27 protein-coding genes are annotated in these 23537 nt (G+C 39.5%); 21 read left to right on the top strand and 6 right to left on the bottom strand.

Annotated features, from left to right (window positions below):
• From D8847_RS09250 to D8847_RS09230, 5 genes are all read left to right on the top strand, one after another.
• On the top strand, positions 1-894 hold an 894-nt coding region (locus D8847_RS09250; protein WP_142999094.1), incomplete at its 5' end, for a tyrosine-type recombinase/integrase.
• Positions 895-1192: 298 nt separating this feature from the next.
• Positions 1193-2095 (top strand): DUF2268 domain-containing protein, encoded by a 903-nt coding sequence (locus tag D8847_RS09245; RefSeq protein WP_125841345.1) that lies wholly within the window; start codon positions 1193-1195, stop codon positions 2093-2095.
• A gap of 62 nt (positions 2096-2157) precedes the next feature.
• Positions 2158-2526, top strand: a complete 369-nt coding sequence (locus tag D8847_RS09240) for an EXLDI protein (protein ID WP_125841344.1) — start codon at positions 2158-2160, stop codon at positions 2524-2526.
• A gap of 214 nt (positions 2527-2740) precedes the next feature.
• Complete coding sequence (locus tag D8847_RS09235) at positions 2741-3745, top strand: NADP-dependent oxidoreductase (protein WP_125841343.1); 1005 nt, start codon at positions 2741-2743, stop codon at positions 3743-3745.
• 16 nt (positions 3746-3761) lie between these two features.
• Positions 3762-4406: a TetR/AcrR family transcriptional regulator gene (locus tag D8847_RS09230; protein ID WP_125841342.1), complete on the top strand. Its 645-nt coding sequence runs from the start codon at positions 3762-3764 to the stop codon at positions 4404-4406.
• Between the two features lie 22 nt (positions 4407-4428).
• Here D8847_RS09230 and D8847_RS10665 read toward each other — a convergent pair whose 3' ends face one another.
• Genes D8847_RS10665 through gdhA form a run of 3 tightly spaced genes read right to left on the bottom strand, consistent with a single transcriptional unit; the run spans position 4429 to position 6475 of the window.
• Positions 4429-4611 (bottom strand): hypothetical protein, encoded by a 183-nt coding sequence (locus D8847_RS10665; RefSeq protein ID WP_185757952.1) that lies wholly within the window; start codon positions 4609-4611, stop codon positions 4429-4431.
• Positions 4612-5097, bottom strand: coding sequence for a GNAT family N-acetyltransferase (locus D8847_RS09220; protein ID WP_125841348.1), 486 nt, complete (start codon positions 5095-5097; stop codon positions 4612-4614). It lies immediately after the preceding gene.
• 31 nt (positions 5098-5128) lie between these two features.
• Positions 5129-6475, bottom strand: coding sequence for an NADP-specific glutamate dehydrogenase (gdhA, locus tag D8847_RS09215; RefSeq protein WP_125841341.1), 1347 nt, complete (start codon positions 6473-6475; stop codon positions 5129-5131).
• Positions 6476-6703: 228 nt separating this feature from the next.
• On the opposite strand from gdhA, the gene D8847_RS09210 reads away from it, so the two are divergent.
• From D8847_RS09210 to D8847_RS09180, 7 genes are all read left to right on the top strand, one after another.
• On the top strand, positions 6704-7639 hold the full coding sequence (locus D8847_RS09210; RefSeq protein ID WP_125841340.1) for a dihydroorotate oxidase: 936 nt from the start codon (positions 6704-6706) through the stop codon (positions 7637-7639).
• A gap of 32 nt (positions 7640-7671) precedes the next feature.
• Positions 7672-8706: a DNA polymerase III subunit delta gene (holA, locus tag D8847_RS09205; protein ID WP_125841339.1), complete on the top strand. Its 1035-nt coding sequence runs from the start codon at positions 7672-7674 to the stop codon at positions 8704-8706.
• A gap of 72 nt (positions 8707-8778) precedes the next feature.
• Entirely contained in the window at positions 8779-9384 is a 606-nt protein-coding gene (gene sodA, locus D8847_RS09200) for a superoxide dismutase SodA (RefSeq protein WP_125841338.1), read from the top strand.
• A 105-nt stretch (positions 9385-9489) separates the two neighbouring features.
• Positions 9490-10020, top strand: coding sequence for a YutD family protein (locus D8847_RS09195; protein ID WP_001224366.1), 531 nt, complete (start codon positions 9490-9492; stop codon positions 10018-10020).
• A gap of 20 nt (positions 10021-10040) precedes the next feature.
• A complete protein-coding gene (gene rlmN, locus D8847_RS09190; protein WP_000804762.1) occupies positions 10041-11126 on the top strand; it encodes a 23S rRNA (adenine(2503)-C(2))-methyltransferase RlmN in 1086 nt (361 codons plus the stop codon).
• Between the two features lies 1 nt (position 11127).
• Complete coding sequence (locus D8847_RS09185) at positions 11128-11607, top strand: VanZ family protein (protein ID WP_125841337.1); 480 nt, start codon at positions 11128-11130, stop codon at positions 11605-11607.
• A gap of 1 nt (position 11608) precedes the next feature.
• Positions 11609-13150: an ABC-F family ATP-binding cassette domain-containing protein gene (locus D8847_RS09180; protein WP_125841336.1), complete on the top strand. Its 1542-nt coding sequence runs from the start codon at positions 11609-11611 to the stop codon at positions 13148-13150.
• Between the two features lie 56 nt (positions 13151-13206).
• Here the strand turns inward: D8847_RS09180 and D8847_RS09175 are convergent, their stop codons facing one another.
• Positions 13207-14010, bottom strand: a complete 804-nt coding sequence (locus tag D8847_RS09175; protein ID WP_125841335.1) for a peptidylprolyl isomerase — start codon at positions 14008-14010, stop codon at positions 13207-13209.
• Between the two features lie 215 nt (positions 14011-14225).
• On the opposite strand from D8847_RS09175, the gene rpsP reads away from it, so the two are divergent.
• The 7 genes from rpsP to D8847_RS09140 all read left to right on the top strand — a co-directional run bounded on the left by rpsP (position 14226) and on the right by D8847_RS09140 (position 17628).
• Positions 14226-14498: a 30S ribosomal protein S16 gene (rpsP, locus tag D8847_RS09170; protein WP_000268760.1), complete on the top strand. Its 273-nt coding sequence runs from the start codon at positions 14226-14228 to the stop codon at positions 14496-14498.
• Between the two features lie 19 nt (positions 14499-14517).
• Positions 14518-14757, top strand: coding sequence for an RNA-binding protein KphA (gene kphA / locus D8847_RS09165; RefSeq protein WP_000379617.1), 240 nt, complete (start codon positions 14518-14520; stop codon positions 14755-14757).
• A 43-nt stretch (positions 14758-14800) separates the two neighbouring features.
• Entirely contained in the window at positions 14801-15133 is a 333-nt protein-coding gene (locus D8847_RS09160; RefSeq protein WP_125841334.1) for a MazG nucleotide pyrophosphohydrolase domain-containing protein, read from the top strand.
• 98 nt (positions 15134-15231) lie between these two features.
• A complete protein-coding gene (locus D8847_RS09155) occupies positions 15232-16020 on the top strand; it encodes an alpha/beta fold hydrolase (RefSeq protein ID WP_125841333.1) in 789 nt (262 codons plus the stop codon).
• Between the two features lie 30 nt (positions 16021-16050).
• Entirely contained in the window at positions 16051-16569 is a 519-nt protein-coding gene (rimM, locus tag D8847_RS09150; protein ID WP_125841332.1) for a ribosome maturation factor RimM, read from the top strand.
• Positions 16559-17278 (top strand): tRNA (guanosine(37)-N1)-methyltransferase TrmD, encoded by a 720-nt coding sequence (gene trmD / locus D8847_RS09145; RefSeq protein WP_125841347.1) that lies wholly within the window; start codon positions 16559-16561, stop codon positions 17276-17278. The genes rimM and trmD overlap by 11 nt, the downstream gene beginning before the upstream one ends.
• 11 nt (positions 17279-17289) lie before the next feature.
• Positions 17290-17628: an ATP cone domain-containing protein gene (locus tag D8847_RS09140; protein ID WP_001196045.1), complete on the top strand. Its 339-nt coding sequence runs from the start codon at positions 17290-17292 to the stop codon at positions 17626-17628.
• A gap of 27 nt (positions 17629-17655) precedes the next feature.
• Here the strand turns inward: D8847_RS09140 and D8847_RS09135 are convergent, their stop codons facing one another.
• Positions 17656-17976, bottom strand: a complete 321-nt coding sequence (locus D8847_RS09135) for a hypothetical protein (protein WP_125841331.1) — start codon at positions 17974-17976, stop codon at positions 17656-17658.
• A 97-nt stretch (positions 17977-18073) separates the two neighbouring features.
• Here D8847_RS09135 and D8847_RS09130 point away from each other — a divergent pair, with 97 nt between their 5' ends.
• Positions 18074-18292 (top strand): YdbC family protein, encoded by a 219-nt coding sequence (locus tag D8847_RS09130; protein WP_000807427.1) that lies wholly within the window; start codon positions 18074-18076, stop codon positions 18290-18292.
• Between the two features lie 33 nt (positions 18293-18325).
• Here D8847_RS09130 and D8847_RS09125 read toward each other — a convergent pair whose 3' ends face one another.
• The gene (locus D8847_RS09125) at positions 18326-18883 is read right to left on the bottom strand and encodes a TetR/AcrR family transcriptional regulator (protein ID WP_125841330.1); all 558 of its coding nucleotides are present in this window, start codon (positions 18881-18883) and stop codon (positions 18326-18328) included.
• A gap of 464 nt (positions 18884-19347) precedes the next feature.
• Between D8847_RS09125 and D8847_RS10660 the strand changes: the two genes are divergently transcribed.
• A partial coding sequence (locus D8847_RS10660; protein WP_185757951.1) for a Cna B-type domain-containing protein occupies positions 19348-23537 on the top strand: 4190 nt, incomplete at its 3' end.

Below are 23537 nucleotides of genomic sequence, written 5' to 3'. Positions count from 1 at the left end.
TATCAGACCGCTTTACCACATCATCAGTTATTTATTAAGCAATTTGGTAGTAAAAAATTATCAGATATTAGTACTATTGACTGTGAGAGATTTCGCTTAGCTATTATAGACAAGTATTCTAGTAACTATGCTAAAAATATGTGGTCTAGATTTAAAGCATGTCTGGGCTATGCAGAAAGATTGGGTTANATTGATAGAGTTCCTTTTAAAGGATTAGATAATCCTAGAGGAAAGCACCCTGATACAAAATTTTGGACATTTGATGAATTTAAGAAGGTAATAAACTCTTTCGATATTAGTGAGTATGAGGGACTCCATAATTACATGACGATCTGGTTATATTTTATGACTGGCTTAAGAGTTAGTGAGGGTATTGCTCTTAAATGGGAAGACATTGATTTTGAACGTAAATGGATTCATGTTCATTCGACAATTGAGAAAGACAAAAACGGTGTATGGTATGCTAAACAACAAACAAAGACAGTAGCAGGGAATCGTAAAATTGATTTAGATGATTTTACGATTACAATACTTAAAAAGTGGCGAGAAGTTCAAATCAAGAATGATGATAAAGATTATGTAATATCACGTTTTGGTGCCCCCTTGTGTAAGTCTACAATTTCTAGGATAATAAAAAGGCATGCTAAGATTACTGGTGTACCAGAAATTACGGGGAAAGGATTAAGACATAGTCATGCATCTTATCTTATAAATGTGTTACATAAGGATACTTTATATGTTTCATATCGATTAGGACACGCTGATAAGTCAACCACGTTGAATACATATAGTCATTGGTATTATTCAGGTGATTCAACAATTTCAGAAGAGATTACAAGCAGTTTAGATAATCTTGGATTATCAATTTACCTACCAAATTCCTGCCAAAGTTGAAAATGGAGGAATTAACCCACTAATACTGGGAGAAAATAAGATTAGCAAATTGTTACTCTTAAATAATAGAGCAACTACATTAGTAGCTTAAAAATATAATTAAACCGCTATTCTTAGGATTAGCGGTTTTTTCTGTTCAAAAAGGGTAAATCTACCTAGAAATTATAGTCTGATACGAAAGATTTAGTATGTCATTTTTTCCAAAAGTTACTAGAATCTTGATAGAAATTCGATTTTCTTCTTGACTCTAACCTTAGGTAAGGGATTATACTAATAGTAGATAAGAAAGGAGATTACTATGAAAATCAATATGATTCGTTCAGATAAAGTTTATCAAGAGATGCTAGAGCTACCCTTAGAAAAGAGAGAAGGTTGCTTTCGAGCCAAAATATTAGCACCTTTTGCAACGAAATACCAAACTCAACACATTCCTTTAAAAGCGAAGTATCCTGGAGGTTTTGATGCTCTATTTCTACTTGGTTTTATGAATCTGTTGCCCGCAACTCTCTCAGAAAAGGATAGACCAGCTATTGACGCTCTGAGCTCTGATCAACTCTGGCAAGATTGTCAGGATACTATCAAGAGGAGTATCGATCTTTTTAAGCAAGCTGGCTATGACTTAGAGGTTGAAGATTACCATTTTACTATTTTATTGGGCAATCCAGAAAAACCTATGCTACAGCTTAATAAGGGATACAGTGGAGATGGAGGAATTCCAGGATACCTCATGCTTAGTCTGTTGCCGAATGACTATACTTTACCACGTGTGCAAGCCGCGTTGGCTCACGAGTGCAACCACAATGTTCGCTTCCAATTTATCAAATGGAACCAGCAGACGACACTAGCAGACTGGGTAGTCAGTGAAGGATTAGCAGAGTCTTTTGCTGCTGAGCTCTATGGTAAAGAGCTCATCGGATCCTGGGTCACTTCAACTAGTTCCGAGCAGTTAGAAGAGATTAAGCCCATCATCTCAAGTCAGCTTCAGCTAACAGGGATGGCGGAAATGGCTCCTTATCTTTACGGTGATGAAATAGCTGAGATTCAAGGTCAAATACCGGTTGGAATGCCCTATGCTGCAGGCTATGCTTATGGCTATCATCTGATACAAGCCTATCTGAAAAAGACTGGCAAGAGCATTATTGAGACCACAGTAACACCGACAGAAGAAATTTTAGAGGCTACTAAAGATTTTTGGAAATGATACTTTTGCTTGTAAATCTGCCAGAGTCTGATATAATGAAAGTAATTTTTGGAGGTGACTATATGCACTATAAAAGAGTTGAATTAAAAGTCATAAATCAAGGTATCCATGAGCGCAAGATTTTTCAAGGTGTTAAGATTTTCAGTCGTAGCAAGTTATCCAAAGATCGGAAAAGCATTCTAACACAGAAGATTTACCTGACACCGAAGCAAAATATTGTTTACTATCAACGAACAGATATCAATTATGAGCAGAATTGGCAATATCATAAGGACTATTGCGAACTAGCTTATGACCAGTTGGACAGAGAGACTGTTTTTAAGGTTTGTCAAGACTTTGACGAACTAAGTCCTTTTCTGGAGAATGAGCTACTGGAGAAGCTAAAAGAAAAGCAGTCAACAGGCAAATTTTTTGAAAAATTAGATATATAAAAATCCGGCTGCTTTTATAAGCAGTCGGATTTCTTTGAGTTATAGTTTGATAATCTTTCATAAGGAAAAATAGATCTATTTTTATCATGAACAGCTAACTTAGTTAGAACTTTTGGAAACAGTATAGTTGACATCTATGGGGAATAAGCATATAATTAAGAAAAATGATTGAGTGCTCACTCAATTTTTTTAGATGTGTAAAGGAGTTCATACAATGGTTGTTCAAGCAATACAATATAGTCGTTTCGGTGATGAAGAAGTGTTAGATTTAGTGAACATTAAATCTGACGCTTTGAAAGTGAATCAAGTTAGGATAGAAGTTCATGCTGTTGGTTTAAATCCTATTGATTATAAGACTTTTGAAGGTGCAAAGCCACTCCGATTTCTATCTTTTATGACGAAACTAAAGCAACCAAGTCGTTGGTTTGAGTCAAAATCATCTCTTTTTCCAAGAGGTGTTGGTCGGGATTTTGCTGGAGTTATCACAGAAGTTGGTGAAGGAGTAAGTCGGTTTGCAGTAGGGGATAAGGTTTTTGGAACAATGATCAGTGACCCTGGATTGGGGACCAAGAGGGGAGCTTTGGCAACAGAAGTTTGTGTCAATGAATCGGAAATTGTATTGAAGCCAGAGATGATTGATATGAACCATGCAGCTACTATGGGTGTAGCCTCTCTAACAGTGGGAGGTGCTTTTAGAAAGATTGAGCTAAACTCTAAAGATGTTGTAGTTATTTCAGCAGCAGCAGGAGGTATTGGAAGTATCGCAGTACAGTATGCGGTTGCTAAAGGTGCGACAGTTATTGGAATTGCAAGTAAGAAAAATTCAGAATACCTGAAGTCCTTAGGTGCCATACCAGTAGCTTACGAAGAGAACATCCAGAATGCTCTTCTATCAGCAAGTGCAAAGCCAATTACAAAATTTTTGGATTGCTATGGAAGTGATTATGTTAAATTGGCTTTCAGTTTGGGATTGAAGGGCACGGCTATTGGAACGCTAGTACCTTCACCATATGTTATGATAAGAGGAGCTCAGTTCACGGGTCCGAGACATTCCACATATGATGATTTTAGAGTTCTAGCTGAAATGGTCTCAGATGGGAAGGTTCGGCTGAATATTGATCAGGTTTATGATTTTTCTCTAAAGTCTGTTAGAGAGGCATATCGTAGTCTGAAGTCGGGACACACTCGAGGTAAGAAGGTTGTAAAAGTAAGAGAGTAGCAGAGAGGTGCCAGCAATGGAAAGTTTAGAACAAAAGTATGCTCAGACATTAGAAAATAGCAACTTGAGTTTAAAACAACGTCAAGTGTTATTATCAAGTCTAAAGTTATTTTCAGAAATTGGTTTCGAGAATACAACAGCAAGCCTTATTTCTAAGGAGGCTGGAGTTTCAGAAGGGACTGTTTTTAGTTACTTTAAAACTAAGGAAGGCATCTTAGAAGCTATTCTGTCAACTTTTCTCGAACAGGTTATTCCAGATGTGATTGCTGATTTTTCTGAGAAGAAATTTACAGCAAACCAAGAGAGTTTTCCAGTGTTTTTAAGAAGCATTGTTCGAGATAGACTAGTTTTCATTCAGGAGAATCAAATGCAAGTTAAAATTCTCTTGAGTCGTTCTTTTATTGATAAAACTATTTCTGACCAGTTAGGGAATGTTATTGTTCACTCTATCATTAAGCCAATTAGTCCAGTTCTGAATCAGTTTAAAGAAAAGGGTGTTATCCGAGATTGGTCAAATGAAAGAATCGTTCGCTATATTTTGGCTTTGAGTCTTTCTTATGCTCTTCCAATGATGTTGAATGATAATGAGGGCCTAGACATAGATGAAGCAGTAAATGAAATAGTTGAATGCCTGTCTTTTGCCTTAGTAGAAGTAAAGTGAATTTTGATTTTTAAGCTTACTATTAGAAATAGTGGGCTTTTTTAAAACCAATATAAAAATCCCCAATCAGAGTGATTGGGGATTGAAAAATAAATTGAAACAATACCTTTACTATCATAGCCTTGGCTACATTGTTAAAAGTTGTTTTAGCTGTGTTGTGGTTCTTGGTCAGGATGTCCTCGAGACGACCAGAGTATACTAACATCTATTCATCTGATGAGAGGGATTTTATCATCCAGATATTCATAGCAGGGTGGCCGGCGGCGTTAGAAAGTGGTTCTTGCAGTGATGTGAAACCATAGTGTTGATAGATTGCCACGGCCGTAGCCAGTACAGTAGAGGTTTCTAGATAAAGCTGTTCATAACCTGCTAGGCGGGCTTTCTGGAATATTCGCTTTATCAACCTGCTGGAATAACCTTTGCCACGGCTATTTTTAGTGACATACAGTTTTTGTAATTCAGCAATCTTATCGGACACAGGTGCAAAGCCACCACAGCCAACCAGCTGTCCTTCATCTTCCAGAACAAAGTAAGCTGCTCTCTCTTGCTGTTGATAATAGTCGGCCAAATGATCTAGATGAGAATCAAAGTAGACAGTTCCTGGTTTGTCAAGCCCGAATTCTTCTAGGCTGGATCGAATGAGCTGCGCTACAGCTGAATTGTCTCTCACTTCCATTGGCCGTAAGTTCATCATTTGTCCTCCGATAAGATGTATTGACTAATTAAACAATACCTTGTGCAATCATAGCGTTTGCTACGTTTTCGAAGGCAGCGATATTTGCTCCTGCAAGGTAGTCGGTACCAAGTCCGTATGTTTCAGCAGTTGTTTTAGCTGTGTTGAAGATGTTGGTCATGATGTCTTTGAGACGTCCATCAACTTCTTCACGGGTCCATGAGAGGCGAAGGCTGTTTTGGCTCATTTCAAGCGCTGATACAGCTACACCACCAGCGTTGGCAGCTTTGGCTGGTCCGTAAAGGATTCCGTTTTCTTTGTAGACTTTAATCGCATCAAGGTCGCTCGGCATGTTGGCACCTTCTGATACGCAGATAATTCCTTGAGCAACCAAACGTTTAGCAGCTTCACCATTGATTTCGTTTTGAGTCGCACATGGAAGAGCGATGTCGTAGTTCCCAGCGTAAGTCCATACAGAACCTTCATGGTAAGTAGCCGTGGCTTTTTCAGCAGCGTACTCAGTCAAACGTGCACGACGGTTATTCTTCACATCCGTTAGAAGGTCGAAGTCGATACCATTTTCGTCAATGACATAACCATTTGAGTCAGATACAGAGATAACAGTTGCACCAAGTTCAGTTGCTTTTTGAAGAGCGTATTGGGCTACGTTACCAGAACCTGAAATCACAACCTTCTTACCAGTAAAGCTGTTATCGTTAGCTTTAAGCATTTCTTCAGTGTAGTAAACCAAACCATAACCAGTTGCTTCTGGACGAATCAAGCTACCACCGAATCCAAGAGGTTTACCAGTCAAGACACCAGCATCAAATTGGTTAAGACGTTTGTATTGTCCGTAAAGGTAACCAATTTCACGTCCACCAACACCGATATCACCAGCTGGGACGTCAAGTGATGGTCCGATGTATTTTTGCAATTCTATCATAAAGCTTTGGCAGAAGCGCATCACTTCAGCGTCAGTCTTTCCTTTAGGATCGAAGTCTGATCCCCCTTTACCTCCACCGATTGGAAGTCCAGTCAAGACGTTTTTAAAGATTTGTTCGAAGCCGAGGAATTTCAAGATCCCTTGGTTTACAGTTGGGTGGAAACGAAGTCCGCCTTTATATGGTCCAACAGCTGAGTTGAATTGAACACGGTAACCACGGTTGACTTGGACTTTACCTTCACGGTCAACCCAAGGAACACGGAAAGAAATCACGCGCTCAGGCTCAGTGATACGTGCCAAGATGTTTTCTTCGATATACTCAGGATGTTTTTCAAATACAGGTTCCAAAGTGCCGAAGAATTCTTCAACCGCCTGGAGAAATTCAGCCTCATGCCCGTTACGAGCTTTCACAGTTGCAAACACGCTTTGGATATAGTCTTTAGCAGATGTCATATCGTTCTCCTTTTTGTTGTTATATTTTATTACATGAGCCATTATAGCAGAATTTTTTTTGAGTGTAAAGAAAAAAACAGAAATTTTCTAAAAATTCTTTCAATTTACAATAAACTATTTTTCTGACAGTAAAAAACGAACGTTTTTTGCAAAAATAACTTTCTCAAAGAGAAAATCTTAAAGTATGGTATAATATTAGAAATAAAAGGAATCTGGAGGATCAGAATCATGGTATCAACGAAAACACAAATAGCTGGCTTTGAGTTTGACAATTGCTTGATGAATGCAGCGGGTGTGGCTTGTATGACGATAGAGGAACTAGAAGGGGTCAAAAACTCAGCAGCAGGAACATTTGTCACAAAGACAGCGACCTTGGACTTTCGTCAGGGGAATCCTGAACCACGTTATCAGGATGTTCCACTTGGTTCTATCAACTCCATGGGCTTACCAAATAATGGCTTAGACTACTATCTGGACTATCTTTTGGACTTGCAGAAAAAAGAGCCAAACCGTACTTTCTTCCTATCTTTAGTTGGCATGTCTCCAGAAGAAACACATGCCATCTTGAAAAAAGTTCAAGAGAGTGAGTTTAAAGGACTGACAGAGTTAAACCTCTCTTGTCCAAACGTTCCAGGAAAACCTCAAATTGCCTATGATTTTGAGACAACAGACCGTATCTTGTCAGAGGTATTTGCCTACTTTACCAAACCTCTCGGGATCAAATTACCACCTTATTTTGATATTGTTCACTTTGACCAAGCGGCTGCTATTTTCAACAAATATCCACTCAAGTTTGTTAACTGTGTGAACTCTATCGGAAACGGTCTTTATATAGAAGATGAATCGGTTGTCATTCGTCCTAAAAATGGTTTCGGTGGCATTGGTGGAGAGTATATCAAGCCAACCGCTTTAGCGAATGTCCATGCCTTCTACCAACGTCTCAATCCGCAAATCCAAATCATTGGAACGGGTGGTGTTCTAACGGGTCGTGATGCTTTTGAACATATCCTCTGTGGTGCTAGTATGGTGCAAGTAGGAACGACGCTCCACAAAGATGGTGTCGGTGCTTTTGAACGCATTACCAATGAACTAAAAGCAATCATGGCGGAAAAAGGTTATGAGAACCTAGAAGATTTCCGTGGGAAATTGCGCTATATTGATTAAGTTTAATAAAAAATCAGAAGAAAGGAGAGAAGATGCTAGCCATTGAAGACAGTCAGAAGTTGACTTTATCAAATCTATCTAGCTTGAACCTATTTACAGGGACAGATCAGGGTCAGTTTGAAGTTATGAAGAGTCAAGTGCTGAAGCAGATTGGTTATGATCCAGCTGATCTCAATTTTGCTTACTTTGATATGAAAGAAGTAGCTTATAAAGACTTAGAGTTGGAGTTGGTTAGTCTCCCTTTCTTTGCGGATGAGAAAATCGTGATATTAGATCATTTTGTCGATATTACAACTGCCAAGAAACGTTTTTTAACAGATGATGAGCTCAAGTCATTTGAGGCATACCTTGACGATCCTTCGCCAACAACCAAGTTATTGATATTTGCGGAAGGAAAACTGGATAGTAAGAGACGGCTGGTCAAATTGCTCAAACGAGATGCGACTGTCTTTGATGCTATTGAATCCAAGGAACAAGAATTGCGCCAGTATTTCCAAAAGTGGAGCCAGAAACAAGGTCTGCAGTTTGTGGGGCAATCCTTTGAAAATCTACTCATCAAGTCTGGTTTTCAATTTAGTGAAATCCAGAAAAATCTCCTTTTTTTGCAGTCTTATAAGTCCGACGGAGTGATTGAGGAGAAGGATATTGTCGAGGCTATTCCCAAGACCCTGCAGGACAATATTTTTGATTTGACTCAGTTTATCTTGGGTAAAAAGATTGACCAGGCGCGTGACTTGGTTAGAGATTTGACCTTGCAAGGGGAGGATGAGATCAAGCTCATAGCTGTCATGTTAGGACAGTTTCGAACCTTTACCCAGGTGAAGATTTTATCAGAAGCTGGTCAGACGGACTCGCAGATTGCAAGCAGTCTGGGAACTTACTTGGGGCGCAATCCTAATCCTTATCAAATCAAGTTTGCACTGAGAGATTCGAGAGGGATTTCCTTAGATTTTCTCAAGCGAGCGATTTCTTATTTGATTGAAACAGACTACCAGATTAAGGCAGGTGTCTATGAAAAAGGCTACCTTTTTGAGAGAGCTCTGTTACAGATATCTAGCCAAGCGTAATGAGCATAAAACTTGAAAAAAGAGGATGATTGCGTTATCATCTTCATATAGAAAGAAAAAGAGGTATTACAGATGGCTATTATCTTACCAGATCTTCCATACGCATATGACGCTTTGGAACCATACATCGATGCAGAAACAATGCACTTGCACCATGACAAACACCACCAAACTTATGTCAACAATGCAAATGCAGCTCTTGAAAAACACCCTGAAATTGGTGAAGACCTTGAAGCTTTGCTTGCTGATGTAGACTCTATCCCAACTGATATCCGCCAAGCGCTTATCAATAACGGTGGGGGACACTTGAACCACGCTCTTTTCTGGGAATTGATGACTCCTGAAAAGACTGCTCCTTCAGCAGAACTTGCAGCAGCAATCGATGCAACATTTGGTTCATTTGAAGAGTTCCAAGCAACCTTTACAGCAGCAGCTACAACTCGCTTCGGTTCTGGATGGGCGTGGTTGGTTGTCAACAAAGAAGGGAAGCTTGAAGTAACTTCAACAGCAAACCAAGACACACCAATCTCAGAAGGCAAAAAACCAATCTTGGGCTTAGACGTTTGGGAACATGCTTACTATGTGAAATACCGCAACGTGCGTCCTGACTACATCAAAGCTTTCTTTTCAGTCATTAACTGGAACAAAGTAGATGAGCTTTTCGCAGCAGCTAAATAAAAAATAGGAAGGGAAGAGTCATTCTTCTCTTTTTTATGAGAAACGTGCTAACTGCTAGAAATTATGGTAAAATAGAGTGTTAAGTAATCGTGGAAAAGGAAGACTATGCGTAAAGAAATTGCACCTGAATTATACAACTATAACAAGTTTCCTGGCCCAGAATTTCATGTAAATGGGGATAAGGTTGAGACTGAAGGGATTGCTTTTACCTTGGTTGAAAATATCAAGGATGCCTTCGATGTGACAGTCTTTAATCAACGCTTCTCAGAAGTGTTGACCAAGTTTGATTATGTCGTGGGGGACTGGAGCAATGAACAGCTCCGCCTACGTGGTTTTTATAAAGACGACCGAACAGAGGAAAAAATTGAAAAAATCAGTCGCTTACAGGATTATCTTTTAGAGTACTGTAGTTATGGTTGTGCTTATTTTGTCCTAGAAAACCAAGCACCTAAGCGTGCATCATTTGACAAGAAAATGCGTAAAAAGGAAGAGGAAAACCTTCCTAGAAGAGGCAAGAAACCTTCGCAAAACAAGAGAAAACCAAATGCGGATAAGCGAAATAGACGTCGTCATAAGGATCAAAAGTCTCAGAAAGAGGATAAGGGACAGCGCCATTTTGTCATTCGTCAGAAATAGATAGAGAATAAGGAGAAGAGATGAAACCGTCTATTTATAGTTTAACACGTCAAACCATGCAAGAATGGGTATTAGAACAAGGAGAAAAGAAATTCCGTGCAGATCAAATCTGGGAGTGGCTCTACCGTAAACGTGTCCAGTCCTTTGAGGAAATGACCAACCTTTCCAAGGATTTGATTGCCAAGCTCAATGATCAGTTTGTGGTAAATCCATTGAAACAACGCATCGTACAAGAGTCAGCTGACGGTACTGTTAAGTATCTTTTTGAGTTGCCAGATGGCATGCTGATTGAGACGGTGCTCATGCGTCAACACTATGGTTTGTCAGTCTGTGTGACGACTCAGGTCGGCTGTAATATTGGTTGTACCTTCTGTGCATCAGGTTTGATTAAGAAGCAACGTGACCTCAATAACGGAGAAATTGTAGCGCAGATCATGTTGGTTCAGAAATACTTTGATGAGCGTGGTCAGGACGAACGTGTCAGCCATATCGTTGTCATGGGAATTGGTGAACCATTTGATAACTACAACAATGTTTTGAATTTTGTCCGTACCATCAATGATGACAAGGGGATGGCTATCGGTGCTCGTCACATCACAGTTTCAACTTCAGGTTTGGCCCATAAAATTCGTGACTTTGCTAATGAAGGCGTACAGGTCAATCTCGCTGTTTCCCTTCACGCACCCAATAATGAATTGCGCTCAAGCATCATGAAAATTAACCGTGCCTTTCCGATTGAAAAGCTCTTTGCTGCTATTGAGTACTATATCGAAACAACCAATCGTCGGGTGACCTTTGAATACATCATGCTCAATGAAGTCAACGATGGAGTAGAACAAGCCTTGGAGTTGGCTGAATTGCTCAAAAATATCAAGAAATTATCTTATGTAAACTTGATTCCCTATAACCCAGTTAGTGAACACGACCAGTATAGCCGTAGTCCTAAAGAGCGCGTGATGGCCTTCTACGATACCCTTAAGAAAAAAGGGGTCAACTGTGTTGTTCGTCAAGAACATGGTACTGATATTGATGCAGCTTGTGGACAATTGCGCTCCAATACAATGAAACGTGACCGCCAGAAGGCAGTCGCAGCGGTAAATCCATAAAATGACTAGAAAAAGAGAATTAATCTTGAAATTGGGAGTGGCTATTTACAGTCTTTGCATTGTCTGTTTTTGCTTCACTCCCCAGCCTCAACTTCCTACAGGAGTGGAAACTCTAGGTATTCAAACTTTTGGACGCCTGGTTTTTCTTTTAACTCCCTTAAACTCCCTTTGGAATCTGGGTGAAGTGACTAGTTTGGGACAAGTCATTTGGATCTTTTTGCAGAACATTTTAAATGTTTTCTTGCTTTTCCCACTAGTCTTTCAACTGATCTATCTCTGTCCAAACTTGCGGCAAACGAAAAGAATCCTCCTTCTCAGCTTTCTACTGAGTCTAGGAATTGAGTGTACGCAGCTGGTCTTAGACTTTTTCTTTGATTTTAATCGCGTCTTTGAGATTGATGATTTGTGGACCAATACGCTAGGAGGCTATCTAGCTTGGCTCCTCTATAAAGGATTGCATAAAAACAAGATAAGGAATTAGAATGAGTATTTTAGAAGTTAAAAATTTAAGTCACGGTTTTGGTGACCGTGCAATTTTTGAAGATGTGTCCTTCCGTCTCCTCAAGGGAGAACATATCGGTCTAGTCGGTGCCAATGGTGAAGGAAAATCAACCTTTATGAGCATCGTGACTGGTAAGATGTTACCAGATGAAGGGAAGGTGGAGTGGTCTAAGTATGTGACTGCTGGCTATCTGGATCAGCATGCTATGCTAAAGGAAGGCCAAACTGTGCGCGATGTGCTCCGTACGGCCTTTGATGAGCTATTTAAAGCAGAAGCTCGCATTAATGACCTCTATATGGAGATGGCGGAAGACGGAGCAGATATCAACGCGCTGATGGAAGAAGTTGGTGAACTCCAAGATCGTTTGGAGAGTCGTGATTTTTATACTTTAGATGCTAAGATTGATGAAGTAGCGCGTGCTCTCGGTGTCATGGACTATGGTATGGATTCAGACGTAACAGCCTTGTCAGGTGGACAAAGAACCAAGGTCCTTTTGGCTAAACTTCTCCTTGAAAAACCAGATATTTTGTTGCTTGACGAGCCAACCAACTACTTGGATGCTGAACATATTGACTGGCTCAAGCGTTATCTCCAAAACTATGAGAATGCCTTTGTCCTTATTTCGCACGATATTCCTTTCCTCAACGACGTAATCAATATCGTCTATCATGTGGAAAATCAACAATTGACTCGCTATTCTGGAGACTACTACCAGTTCCAAGAAGTCTATGCCATGAAGAAATCTCAGCTAGAAGCGGCCTATGAACGTCAACAGAAAGAGATTGCAGACCTCAAGGATTTTGTCGCTCGTAACAAAGCGCGTGTCGCAACGCGTAATATGGCCATGTCCCGTCAAAAGAAACTCGACAAGATGGATATTATCGAACTGCAAAGTGAGAAGCCAAAACCGTCCTTTAATTTCAAGCCAGCTCGTACACCTGGGCGCTTTATCTTCCAAGCCAAGGACTTGCAGATTGGTTATGACCGTCCTCTGACCAAACCTTTAAATCTTACCTTTGAACGCAATCAAAAGGTTGCCATTATCGGGGCAAATGGTATCGGGAAAACAACTCTCTTGAAGTCTCTCTTAGGTATTATTCCACCAATCGTTGGAGAAGTCGAACGCGGTGACTACCTAGAACTTGGTTACTTTGAACAGGAAGTAGAAGGTGGAAATCGCCAAACTCCTCTTGAGGCTGTATGGAATGCCTTTCCTGCACTTAACCAAGCAGAAGTCCGTGCGGCCCTTGCTCGTTGTGGCTTGACAACTAAACATATTGAAAGTCAGATTCAAGTCTTGTCAGGTGGGGAACAAGCCAAGGTTCGTTTCTGTCTCTTGATGAATCGTGAAAACAACGTTTTAGTGCTGGACGAGCCGACCAACCATTTGGATGTAGATGCCAAGGATGAACTCAAACGCGCTCTCAAAGAATACAAAGGAAGCATTCTTATGGTTTGCCACGAACCAGACTTCTATGAAGGCTGGATGGACCAAATCTGGGACTTTAACAAGCTAACTTAAAAATGAGGGAAAAAGAAATACAGTATCGAATGCGGATACTGTANTTTTTAGGTTATTTAGGATTTAAAATCGTAATCTTTTACCACTTCGATACTATCGATAGTGATAGCAGTAGTTGGTTTGTCTTTTTCATCTTTTTCAGCTTTGGCAATCTTGTCAACAACGTCCATGCCATCGATGACTTGGCCAAAGACTGGGTGTTTACCATCTAGACTAGGATTTCCACCCTCTTTATAGGCTTCGATGATCTTCTTTGGATACTTACTTGTAGGGAGTTTAGCAGAGGTATCTGTAGAGTTTTGGTTGATAAAGAACTGGCTACCATTGGTGTTTGGTTGACCGGTATTAGCCATAGCAAGAGCTCCTCGGATATTGTATAGGTAAGGAGAGATTTCATTTTTGAAACCAGTTCCCTTGTCCTTCGTTTTATCCTTATCATGCCAGATAGATTGGCCACCTGTACCATCTCCCTTAGGATCTCCAGTTTGGACCATAAAGCCATCGATGACACGGTGGAAGGTGATGCCGTTATAGTAGCCTTCTTTAGCGTGAGTAAGGAAGTTTTCAACTGCTAGAGGAGCCAGTTTAGGGAAGAGTTTGATGCGGATATCGCCTTGACTTGTGTGGAGAATGACTTCGGCTTCATCTTCAGCAACTTCTTTAGAAAGTTGAGGGAAGTTAGCATTTTCATTGGTCAAAGCGTCATTCAAATCTTTGGCAGCCTGAGCAGCCACTTTAGAACTTTCTTCAGCTGAGATACTAGAGTCAACATAGTCATCGCCACGCAGACTGCGTTGGATACTGCTACATCCAGCTAGGGCAACAGTGGACAGTAAAAGAAGGGTTGCTAGTTTTTTCATTGTTAACCTCTCAAAAATTCATTTCTACCATTGTACCTTAAAAGGGAAGTGATTTCAAATGTAAAAGATTTTACTAAAAATTTCTAGTAGTAAAAAAAATTAAAACTCTGTCAAGTTTTTTTCTTGACACCTGTCAAAAATCTGATATAATAGAACATGTGCTAAATAGCTTAGCTATTTCACCGAAATAAAAAATAAGAAAAGAGACTTTAAAAATGGCAGTTAAAATCCGTTTGACTCGTATGGGTTCTAAGAAAAAACCTTTCTACCGTATCAACGTAGCAGACTCACGTTCACCACGTGACGGACGTTTCATCGAAACAGTTGGTACTTACAACCCACTTGTTGCTGAAAACCAAGTAACTTTGAAAGAAGACCGCGTTCTTGCATGGTTGGCTGATGGAGCTCAACCTTCAGACACAGTACGTAACATCCTTTCAAAAGAAGGCGTATTGAAAAAATTCCACGATTCTAAATTCTCAAAATAAGTTTAAAGTAGGTTGACAGATGGATACGATTGAAAATCTCATTATTGCGATTGTGAAACCTTTGATTTCACAACCAGATGCCTTAACTATCAAGATTGAAGACACACCAGAGTTTTTGGAGTATCACTTGGATCTTGACCAGAGCGATGTCGGTCGTGTTATCGGTCGTAAGGGTCGCACTATCTCAGCGATAAGAACGATTGTCTACTCTGTCCCAACTGAAGACAAAAAAGTAAGAATCGTTATCGATGAAAAATAAAAAAAGCGGGACGGATGTCTCGCTTTTTTGTGAGGAGGAGAAGATGAAGGATTTAACGTTTAGACAATTACAAGACTACTTACTCGAACATTACCAGCAGTCTCGGACTGAGGAAGGTCTCTTTATCAAGCTAGTGGAGGAAGTCGGAGAAGTAGCCGAGGTCTTGAATGGGCGCTCTGGTCGAAAAGAGGGCGTTCAGGACTCAAACGAGGAACTTGCCAAAGAACTGGCTGATATCATTCACTATACTGTCGCAATTGCAGCCATCAATAATATTAATCTTACCAAAGCCATTTTTGACAAAGATAAGAAGGCTGCCATTAAGTACCAGCATGAAAGAGATTTGGAAGGATTTTTGAATGGGAAGGAGAGTTGATGTCCTCTTTCTTCAACTTGTGAAAATCCCTGGAACGTGATAAAATAAAGGATAAGGATTTTTAATAAATCATTGTTATAGAATGAGTGGATTTCTTTATGAAGAGGATTGAAGTGTCTACGAAAATTGGTAGTCTCTCTGTTACTTATCAAAAGCGAAAGAAAGTTCTTGTCTGTTTAAATGGCGCCGGTTTGCTACCAAGTTATGAAAATTTTTCACTTATACTTGAAAAACTTCCTCCCACAATTGGTTATTTGACAATTGATTTTCCAAACACAGGTAGAAGTCCGATTCATGACCAAGCTGGAAAAAATCTGGATAATCTTGTAGATGCAGTTTATGAAGTACTTGAAGAATTGGCGATTTCTGAATATATACTTTGTGCACATAGTTTGAGTGGAATTTTAGCTTGCAAATTGCTCAACAAGCCAATTAAGTGTCAGGCTTTAGTAGCAATTGAACCGACAACTAAAAAAGTCATGTTTGCTGATTTTTCAGAAAATCCTTATCCAGAAATGGAAGAGCAGATGAGGCTGATTGAGGAGTGTGGTCCTGAACTTTATTTTAAAAGTTTAACTCAAGCCACATTTAGTCCTGAAATCAATAAAGAAATCTGGAAAATAATGCAAGAAAAAGGGTCAGAGTTGAAAAAGCAAGATTCAGAATTTCAGATATCTGGAGAGATTACTGAGGAAGATTTTGAGAATTTGTCGATAGAATCTCATGTCCCTGTATTTATTTTTTGTCAGCCTTATAGAGAAAAAGAGTACAGAGAATCAGAATATTGGACTTCCAATGCTAAACTCATTTTAGGAGGGAATCACCATTATTTACAATGGTCAGAATCAGAAAAAATTGCGACTATTATTCGAGAATTGTCAGAATAAGATGGAAAGAAGGAGAGTACAGGAGACAAGATGAACTACTTTAATGTTGGGAAAATCGTCAATACGCAGGGGTTGCAAGGGGAGATGCGAGTCTTGTCTGTGACGGATTTTGCAGAAGAACGGTTTAAAAAAGGGGCAGAGCTGGCTTTATTTGATGAAAAAGATCAGTTTGTTCAAACAGTGACCATCGCAAGTCACCGTAAGCATAAGAACTTTGACATTATCAAATTCAAAGACATGTACCATATCAATGCGATTGAAAAGTACAAGGGTTATAGTCTCAAGGTCGCTGAGGAAGATTTGAACGATTTAGATGATGGTGAATTCTACTATCATGAAATTATTGGTTTGGAAGTTTACGAGGGAGACAACTTGATTGGAACTATCAAGGAAATCCTACAACCAGGTGCCAACGATGTCTGGGTGGTCAAACGAAAAGGTAAGCGAGATTTGCTTTTACCTTACATTCCGCCAGTAGTTCTCAATGTTGATATTCCAAACAAGCAGGTCGAAGTGGAAATCTTAGAAGGACTAGATGATGAAGATTGATATTTTAACCCTCTTTCCTGAGATGTTTTCTCCGCTGGAACACTCAATTGTTGGGAAGGCTCGAGAAAAAGGGCTCTTGGATATCCATTATCATAATTTCAGAGAATACGCTGAAAAGGCCCGTCATGTTGACGATGAACCTTACGGAGGCGGTCAGGGGATGTTGCTAAGGGCTCAACCCATTTTCGATGCCTTTGATGCTATTGAAAAGAAAAATCCCCGTGTCATTCTTCTTGATCCTGCTGGAAAACAGTTCGATCAAGCTTACGCTGAGGATTTGGCTCAGGAAGAGGAACTGATCTTTATCTGTGGTCACTATGAAGGGTATGACGAGCGTATCAAGACCTTAGTAACCGATGAAATTTCCCTAGGAGACTATGTTTTGACTGGAGGAGAATTGGCGGCCATGACCATGATTGATGCGACCGTGCGCTTGATACCGGAAGTTATTGGTAAGGAGTCTAGTCACCAGGATGATAGTTTTTCTTCGGGACTTCTTGAATATCCTCAATACACACGCCCTTATGACTATCGAGGCATGGTGGTACCAGATGTTCTCATGAGTGGACACCATGAAAAGATTCGTCAGTGGAGACTGTATGAGAGCCTAAAGAAAACCTACGAGCGCAGACCTGACCTGCTAGATAACTATCAACTAACAGCCGAAGAAGAAAAGATGCTGGCTAAAATTAAAGAAAACAAAGAATAAAGGAGAACCTTATGCAAGTAATCAAACGTAATGGAGAAATTGCTGAATTTGATCCAGATAAAATTTACCAAGCTGTCCTAAAGGCAGCTCAAACCGTTTATGTTTTGACAGATGATTTGCGCCAAAACCTTGCACAAGTTACTAAAAAAGTCGTTTTGGACTTGGAAGAAGCAAAAGTAGAACGTGCCACTATCAGCATGATCCAATCAATGGTTGAACACCGCTTACTTGGAGCTGGCTACATCACAATCGCAGAACACTATATCTCTTATCGCTTGCAACGCGATTTGGAGAGAAGTGGTTATGGCGACCATATCGCCGTTCATCTTCATTTTGAACAAATCCGTTAAGAAAAAGAGTGGGATGCAAAGAACATCTCACTCTTTCTTAAATAGACTTTTCTGAGCTTTTTGTACGGTTGAGGGAACGAAACGAAGCCGTTTAATATCACTGATACGAATGATTCGAGTCACGTTTTTTGAAAAATTCTTGACGATAATTTGTTGGCGATTGGCGTCGTGTTTGATAATATCACCCGTAAAACTTGTCTCAGCAAGTATCACATGAACAGCCGTCTTTTTCTGGATAGCTTGTTCAATCATAGCGGTGAGGGAGTTGTCCTCGATTTGAGGATGATCATCATTCCCATTGAGAAAACTATGTAGTTTATCTAGAACTAGTTGGAATGCCTGTCTCATAGAATCCTCCCTTCTTATATATCCACATTATATAAAATTTTCTTAAAAACTACAAGATTTTTCGAATAATCTAATGAAAACTAAAAAGGAGAACAAAATGGCAGAATTTACATTTGAAATCGAAGAACACTTACTGACCTTGTCTGAAAATGAAAAAGGATGGACCAAGGAAATCAACCGCGTCAGCTTTAATGGAGCCCCTGCAAAGTTTGACATTCGCGCTTGGAGCCCAGACCATACTAAAATGGGCAAGGGAATTACTCTTACAAATGAAGAATTTCAGGTAATGGTGGATGCTTTTAAAGGTGGACAATAAAAGAATCTTGAGTAGAACTCAAGATTCTTTTTCTTATGACACAATATAGTCACAGAGAGAAGTCTTAGCCAATTGAATAAAAGTCTCTCTAAATTCTTCAGGTGGTGTTGGATTATCCTTACGAATCCACACTTCAATGAATGAAATCGCCATTGTCGTAATGATATAGGCTATGTCCTCTTCACTAAAATTATATTTCAGCTGGTAGTTAACATTTTTTAGTACCCACTGAGAATATTTCTCACGTAGAAACTCCCTCCAACAAGTGGTGGCTTGAGAATTGTACAAGGTACCGACGACTTCTCGCTTTTCATAGATGAGAGGGAGAATGTGGTCTGCTAAGAAAGTGATGGGATCGCCATCTCGTTCAGGACAGTAGTTGTTAAAATTATTAAAGATCTGTTGATCGGTTTCCTTGTGGATATAATCGATAATATCTTCAAAGTTATTAAAGTGCTTTTGATAAATCGCTTGGCGGGAAATACCAGCTTCTGCAGCAATCTCAGTCATGGTAAAAGAAGTTCGCTGAGGGTTTCTCCTTGCAAGAGTAATAAAAGCACCTAAGATTAACTCTCTAGTTTTATTTGCCATAGCTTTACCTTCCTATCTATAAATATTAAAAATACTAGATTTAGTATTACCCAAACTTTCCCTTTAGCATAAATAAACTGAATAGATGATTATTTGAAAGCCTCTATAAGACTATTATATCATAGATTTATTATAAATAACAGATTGTTACAAGGAGCCACTACTTTTTGCAAATTCCTATTATGTCAGTATTTCCAGACAATTCTTAGGATAGTCACTTTTTATATGGTATCATGAAATAATATATCAAAAAAAGTTGACACTGTGTAAATAAATAACTGAGTGAATTACAAGATTTTAATAAAAATATTCAATGATATGTAGTATAATAGTGTACTCATTTTTCAAAGCAAGTGTTACAAGTATGTTGTCGTGTAACAAATCATGCGATTGAAAGGGGTGTTGCCTACTGGGAGAAGAAGATGCACTATTCAATCCATTTCAATCATTTAGAAAGGAAAGTCATGAAATTTAAGAAATTGTGGCTCTATATTTTAACGCCACTAATCGTTTTATTAGGTTCTGCTGTTCTGACAAATACAGTTCAAGCAAAGGAATTGCAACATGTTATCACTAATGTCCAAATGTGGGATGTCGATAATGGTGGTGTAAAGAAACCAAATGCTGATGGGACCTATGAGTTGACCATGAACAACGATTACCCTAACTATAAGTACATGGTAGACTTTGATTTGAGTAATTATAATGGTAAGCTTGAGGAAGGCGATACTTTTACTTTTACTATCCCTGCGCCATTGACCGTAGAGAATAAGACGTTTGATATTACGGACAAGAGTACAGGTGTTGCAGTAGCCTCTGCTAAGGTTGTATCTAGTGGGAAGAATGCTGGTGGTAAAGTTACCATGACCTTGCAAAACCTAAAAGCATATCTTGCTAAAAAAGGTGGAACTCAGGTAAATGATGTTTCAGGTACATTTTATACTGGGTTTAGTATTAGACAAGATACAAGCAAAACAACCATTACCTATCCAACGACTGAAACAAAAGACAAGATTACGCATGTAATTAAGTCAAAAAAACCTAGTACTCCTGATTATGGTAACGAAGTTGGTGTAACAAACTTTGCAAAGGTTAATGGTATTATTACGAAAGAGCACTGGGAATCAAAACTTTTAAATAAGAGTGGAGAGTACCACCATCCATTTATCATTCGTGTGAATGATAGACAGGCAAGTTATAATACATTAGAAATCCATGACTCTATTTTAGAGGATGGATATTCGCCAGCTCAATTTGTTCCTGAATCGTTAGAAATTAAATATGGCTATTACGACAAGCGCTATAGTTTCCATGATGAAAAGCCTATGAAAGAGGGCGTCGATTACACCGTGGAGTGGAACGATTCTTATACCGATTTCAAAATTAAGATTAGTAATGCCTCTTCAAAAAAGGCTTCAAATGGGAAACCTGCTTCATTCCGTATAACCTATAAGACAACGGCTCCGGGAGATGGAACAAAAATCGGAAATAGCGCGGAAGTAAAAGGTGACGATGCTCCGCTAAGTTCTCGTACTGATGAGACTAAAACAAAACTCATTGTTTCTCGTAATTCTCAGATTACTGATGGTGGTACTATCCAGTTGAAAACAGGATATCGAATCACTCTTTATAAAGTTGATGAAAAGACTCTTGATCGTTTGGTTGGAGCTAAATTCAAGATAATACCACCATCAGGTGCAACTGCTACTGAAGAAACTGTAACAACGAATGCTGACGGAGTAGCACAATCTTCAGTCTATTCAGAAGATGATGTGAAAAAAGGTAACTTCACTGTTACAGAAATTGAGGCTCCTAAGGGATATGAATTGGATTCAACTCCATTTGAAGTGACCGTAGGTAAAGATGGGGTTATTAAGACTGTTAAGAACAAACGTGCTTCAGCTAAAGCCCAACTATCTGCCATCAAGAAATTGACAGGTCGTGCGATGAAAGCTGGCGAGTTTGAATTTGATTTGTTTGATGACAAGACAAATAAAGTTGTTGAAACTGTAACAAATGATGCAGACGGAAACATTAAGTTTGCTGAATTGTCATTTGACCAAGAAGGGGAATACACTTACCACATCGTAGAGAAGAAAGCCAACACAACTGAAAAAGGTGTCACATACGATGCTAACCCTGTAGAGGTTAAAGTTACTGTAACAACAGATGCAACAACTGGTAAACTAGTTGCAACTGTGTCTTACGAAAGTGATGATAAGACTTTCGAAAACACTTACGCTGCTGAAAAAACTTCAGCTTCTCTTGAAGTAACAAAAGCTCTTTCAGGTCGTACCTTGAAAGCTGATGAGTTTGAGTTTGTCTTGAAAAATGACGAAGATGGCTCAGAACTTCAAAAAGTGAAGAACACTGCCGACGGTAAAGTAACATTTGCCCCAATCGAATATACTAAAGCTGGTACATACAACTACACCATTGTTGAAACAAACGCTGGTAAGACTGTTGATGGTGTGACTTACGATAATCTTGAAGTTAAAGTCACAGTAGAAGTTACAGATGACGGCGAAGGAAAACTTCATGCGAATGTGACTTACCCAGCGGACAAAGAATTCAATAACAGCTATGGAACTTCAAAAGCAAAAGCAACTCTTGAAGTGACTAAGAAGTTGACAGGCCGTGAGTTGAAAGCTGATGAATTTGAGTTCACTTTGACAGACCAAGATGGCAATGTGAAAGAAACTGTGAAGAATGACAAAGACGGAAATGTTAAGTTCTCAGAATTGGAATTCGACAAAGCAGGCACTTATACTTATAAGATTGCTGAAAAAGCGGGTACTGCTACAGGTATCCAGTACGATACGAAAACCATCACAGCTACAGTAACTGTAGCGGACAATGGTAAAGGTGTCCTTGAAGCAACCGTTGCTTACGACGATGAAAAAGCATTCGAGAATACTTACACACCAGCAGGAGCTACAAGTGTAACTCTTGGAGCTAAGAAAGTTCTTGAAGGTAAGGATCTTGAAGCAGGCAAATACAGCTTCGAATTGAAGAAAGAAGACGGTAGTGTTGTCGAAACAGTGACAAACGCTGCAGATGGAAGTGTTACTTTCTCACCAATCTCATATGATGAGAGCCAAGTGGGAACTCACAAGTACACTATCTCAGAAGTTGCTGGCTCTGAAGCAGGGATCACTTACGATAAGACGGTTCAAGAAGTTGAAGTAACGGTTGAAAAAGTAAGTGCGACTGAATTGAAAGCAACAGCTTCAAAAGAAGCAAAAGATCTTGTGTTTACAAACAAATACACTCCAGCCAAAACTTCAGTTTCTGTGAAGAAAGCATGGGATGATAAGGACAACCAAGATGGTAAACGCCCATCCTCTGTCACAGTTAAATTGCTTGCGGATGGTCAAGATACAGGTAAGACACTTACATTGACTGAAGCAAATGGTTGGGCTGGAAGCTTCACAGACCTTGATGCTGATAAAGGCGGCACACCTATTAAGTACACAGTAGTAGAAGTAACTGTTCCTGGTTACACTTCTAAGGTTACTGGTGACGCTGCATCAGGATTCACTATCACAAATAGCTATTCTCCAGAAACAGTTGACATTAAAGCAACTAAGAACTGGGATGATGCCAATAACCAAGACGGCAAACGTCCAACTAAGATTACAATCAATCTTTTAGCAGACGGTCAGAAAGTCGCATCGAAAGAAGTTCAAGCAGCCGCAGATGGAACTTGGACTACTACATTCGAAAAATTAGCAAAATATAAAGCTGGTAAAGAAATCAAATACACTGTAACAGAAGAAGCCGTAGCCGAATACGAATCAACTATTACAGACTTTACCCTCACAAACAAATATGCACCAAAAGAAATCGACTACAAGGTAACAAAAGTATGGAACGATGCGAACAACCAAGACGGCAAACGTCCTAAGTCCGTAACAGTTCAACTTTTCAAATCTGTAGATGGATCTAAACCAGTAGCTGTTGAAGGTAAGAAATTGACCTTGACAGCTGATGATAAGATCGACGCTAACACTTGGGTAGCATCCTTCACAAATCTTCCACAATACGAAGCTGGTAAAGAAATCACTTACTCTATCGATGAAGTAGATGTACCAGCTGGCTATAAAGCCTCTGTGACTGGTCAAGTGGTGACAAACACTCATGACGTAGAAACAGTCGTTCTTTCAGGAACTAAGGTGTGGAAAGATAACAACAACCAAGACGGCAAACGTGCAGATAAAGTGAAAGTTCAAATTCTTAACGGCGACAAAGTTGTTCAAGAAATTGAAGTTTCAGAAGCAACTGGTTGGAAGTTCGAATCAAAAGCACTTCCTAAGTATGAAAATGGTAAAGAAATCAAGTATACTGTCAAAGAAGTAGCTGTGAAAGAATATACCTCAACGGTTACTACGTACAAAGATGGTAAGTACACAGTTACCAATACACATGCTCCAGAGAAAACATCTGTAAAAGGTCATAAGATCTGGAAAGATGAAGAGAACCAAGACGGTATCCGTCCAGCATCTATCACAGTGAAACTTCTTGCGGATGGTCAAGACACTGGTAAGACTGCGGTAGCCTCAGAAGCAACTGGTTGGACTTATGAGTTCACAGACCTTGATCGTTATAAAGACGGTCAAGCAATCGAATACTCTGTAGTAGAAGTTCCAGTTGA

The organism is Streptococcus mitis (assembly GCF_003942795.1).
Classification (GTDB): domain Bacteria; phylum Bacillota; class Bacilli; order Lactobacillales; family Streptococcaceae; genus Streptococcus; species Streptococcus mitis_BJ.
Note: the sequence above shows the minus strand (reverse complement) of the source record. Positions and strands in the feature narration are given on the sequence as shown.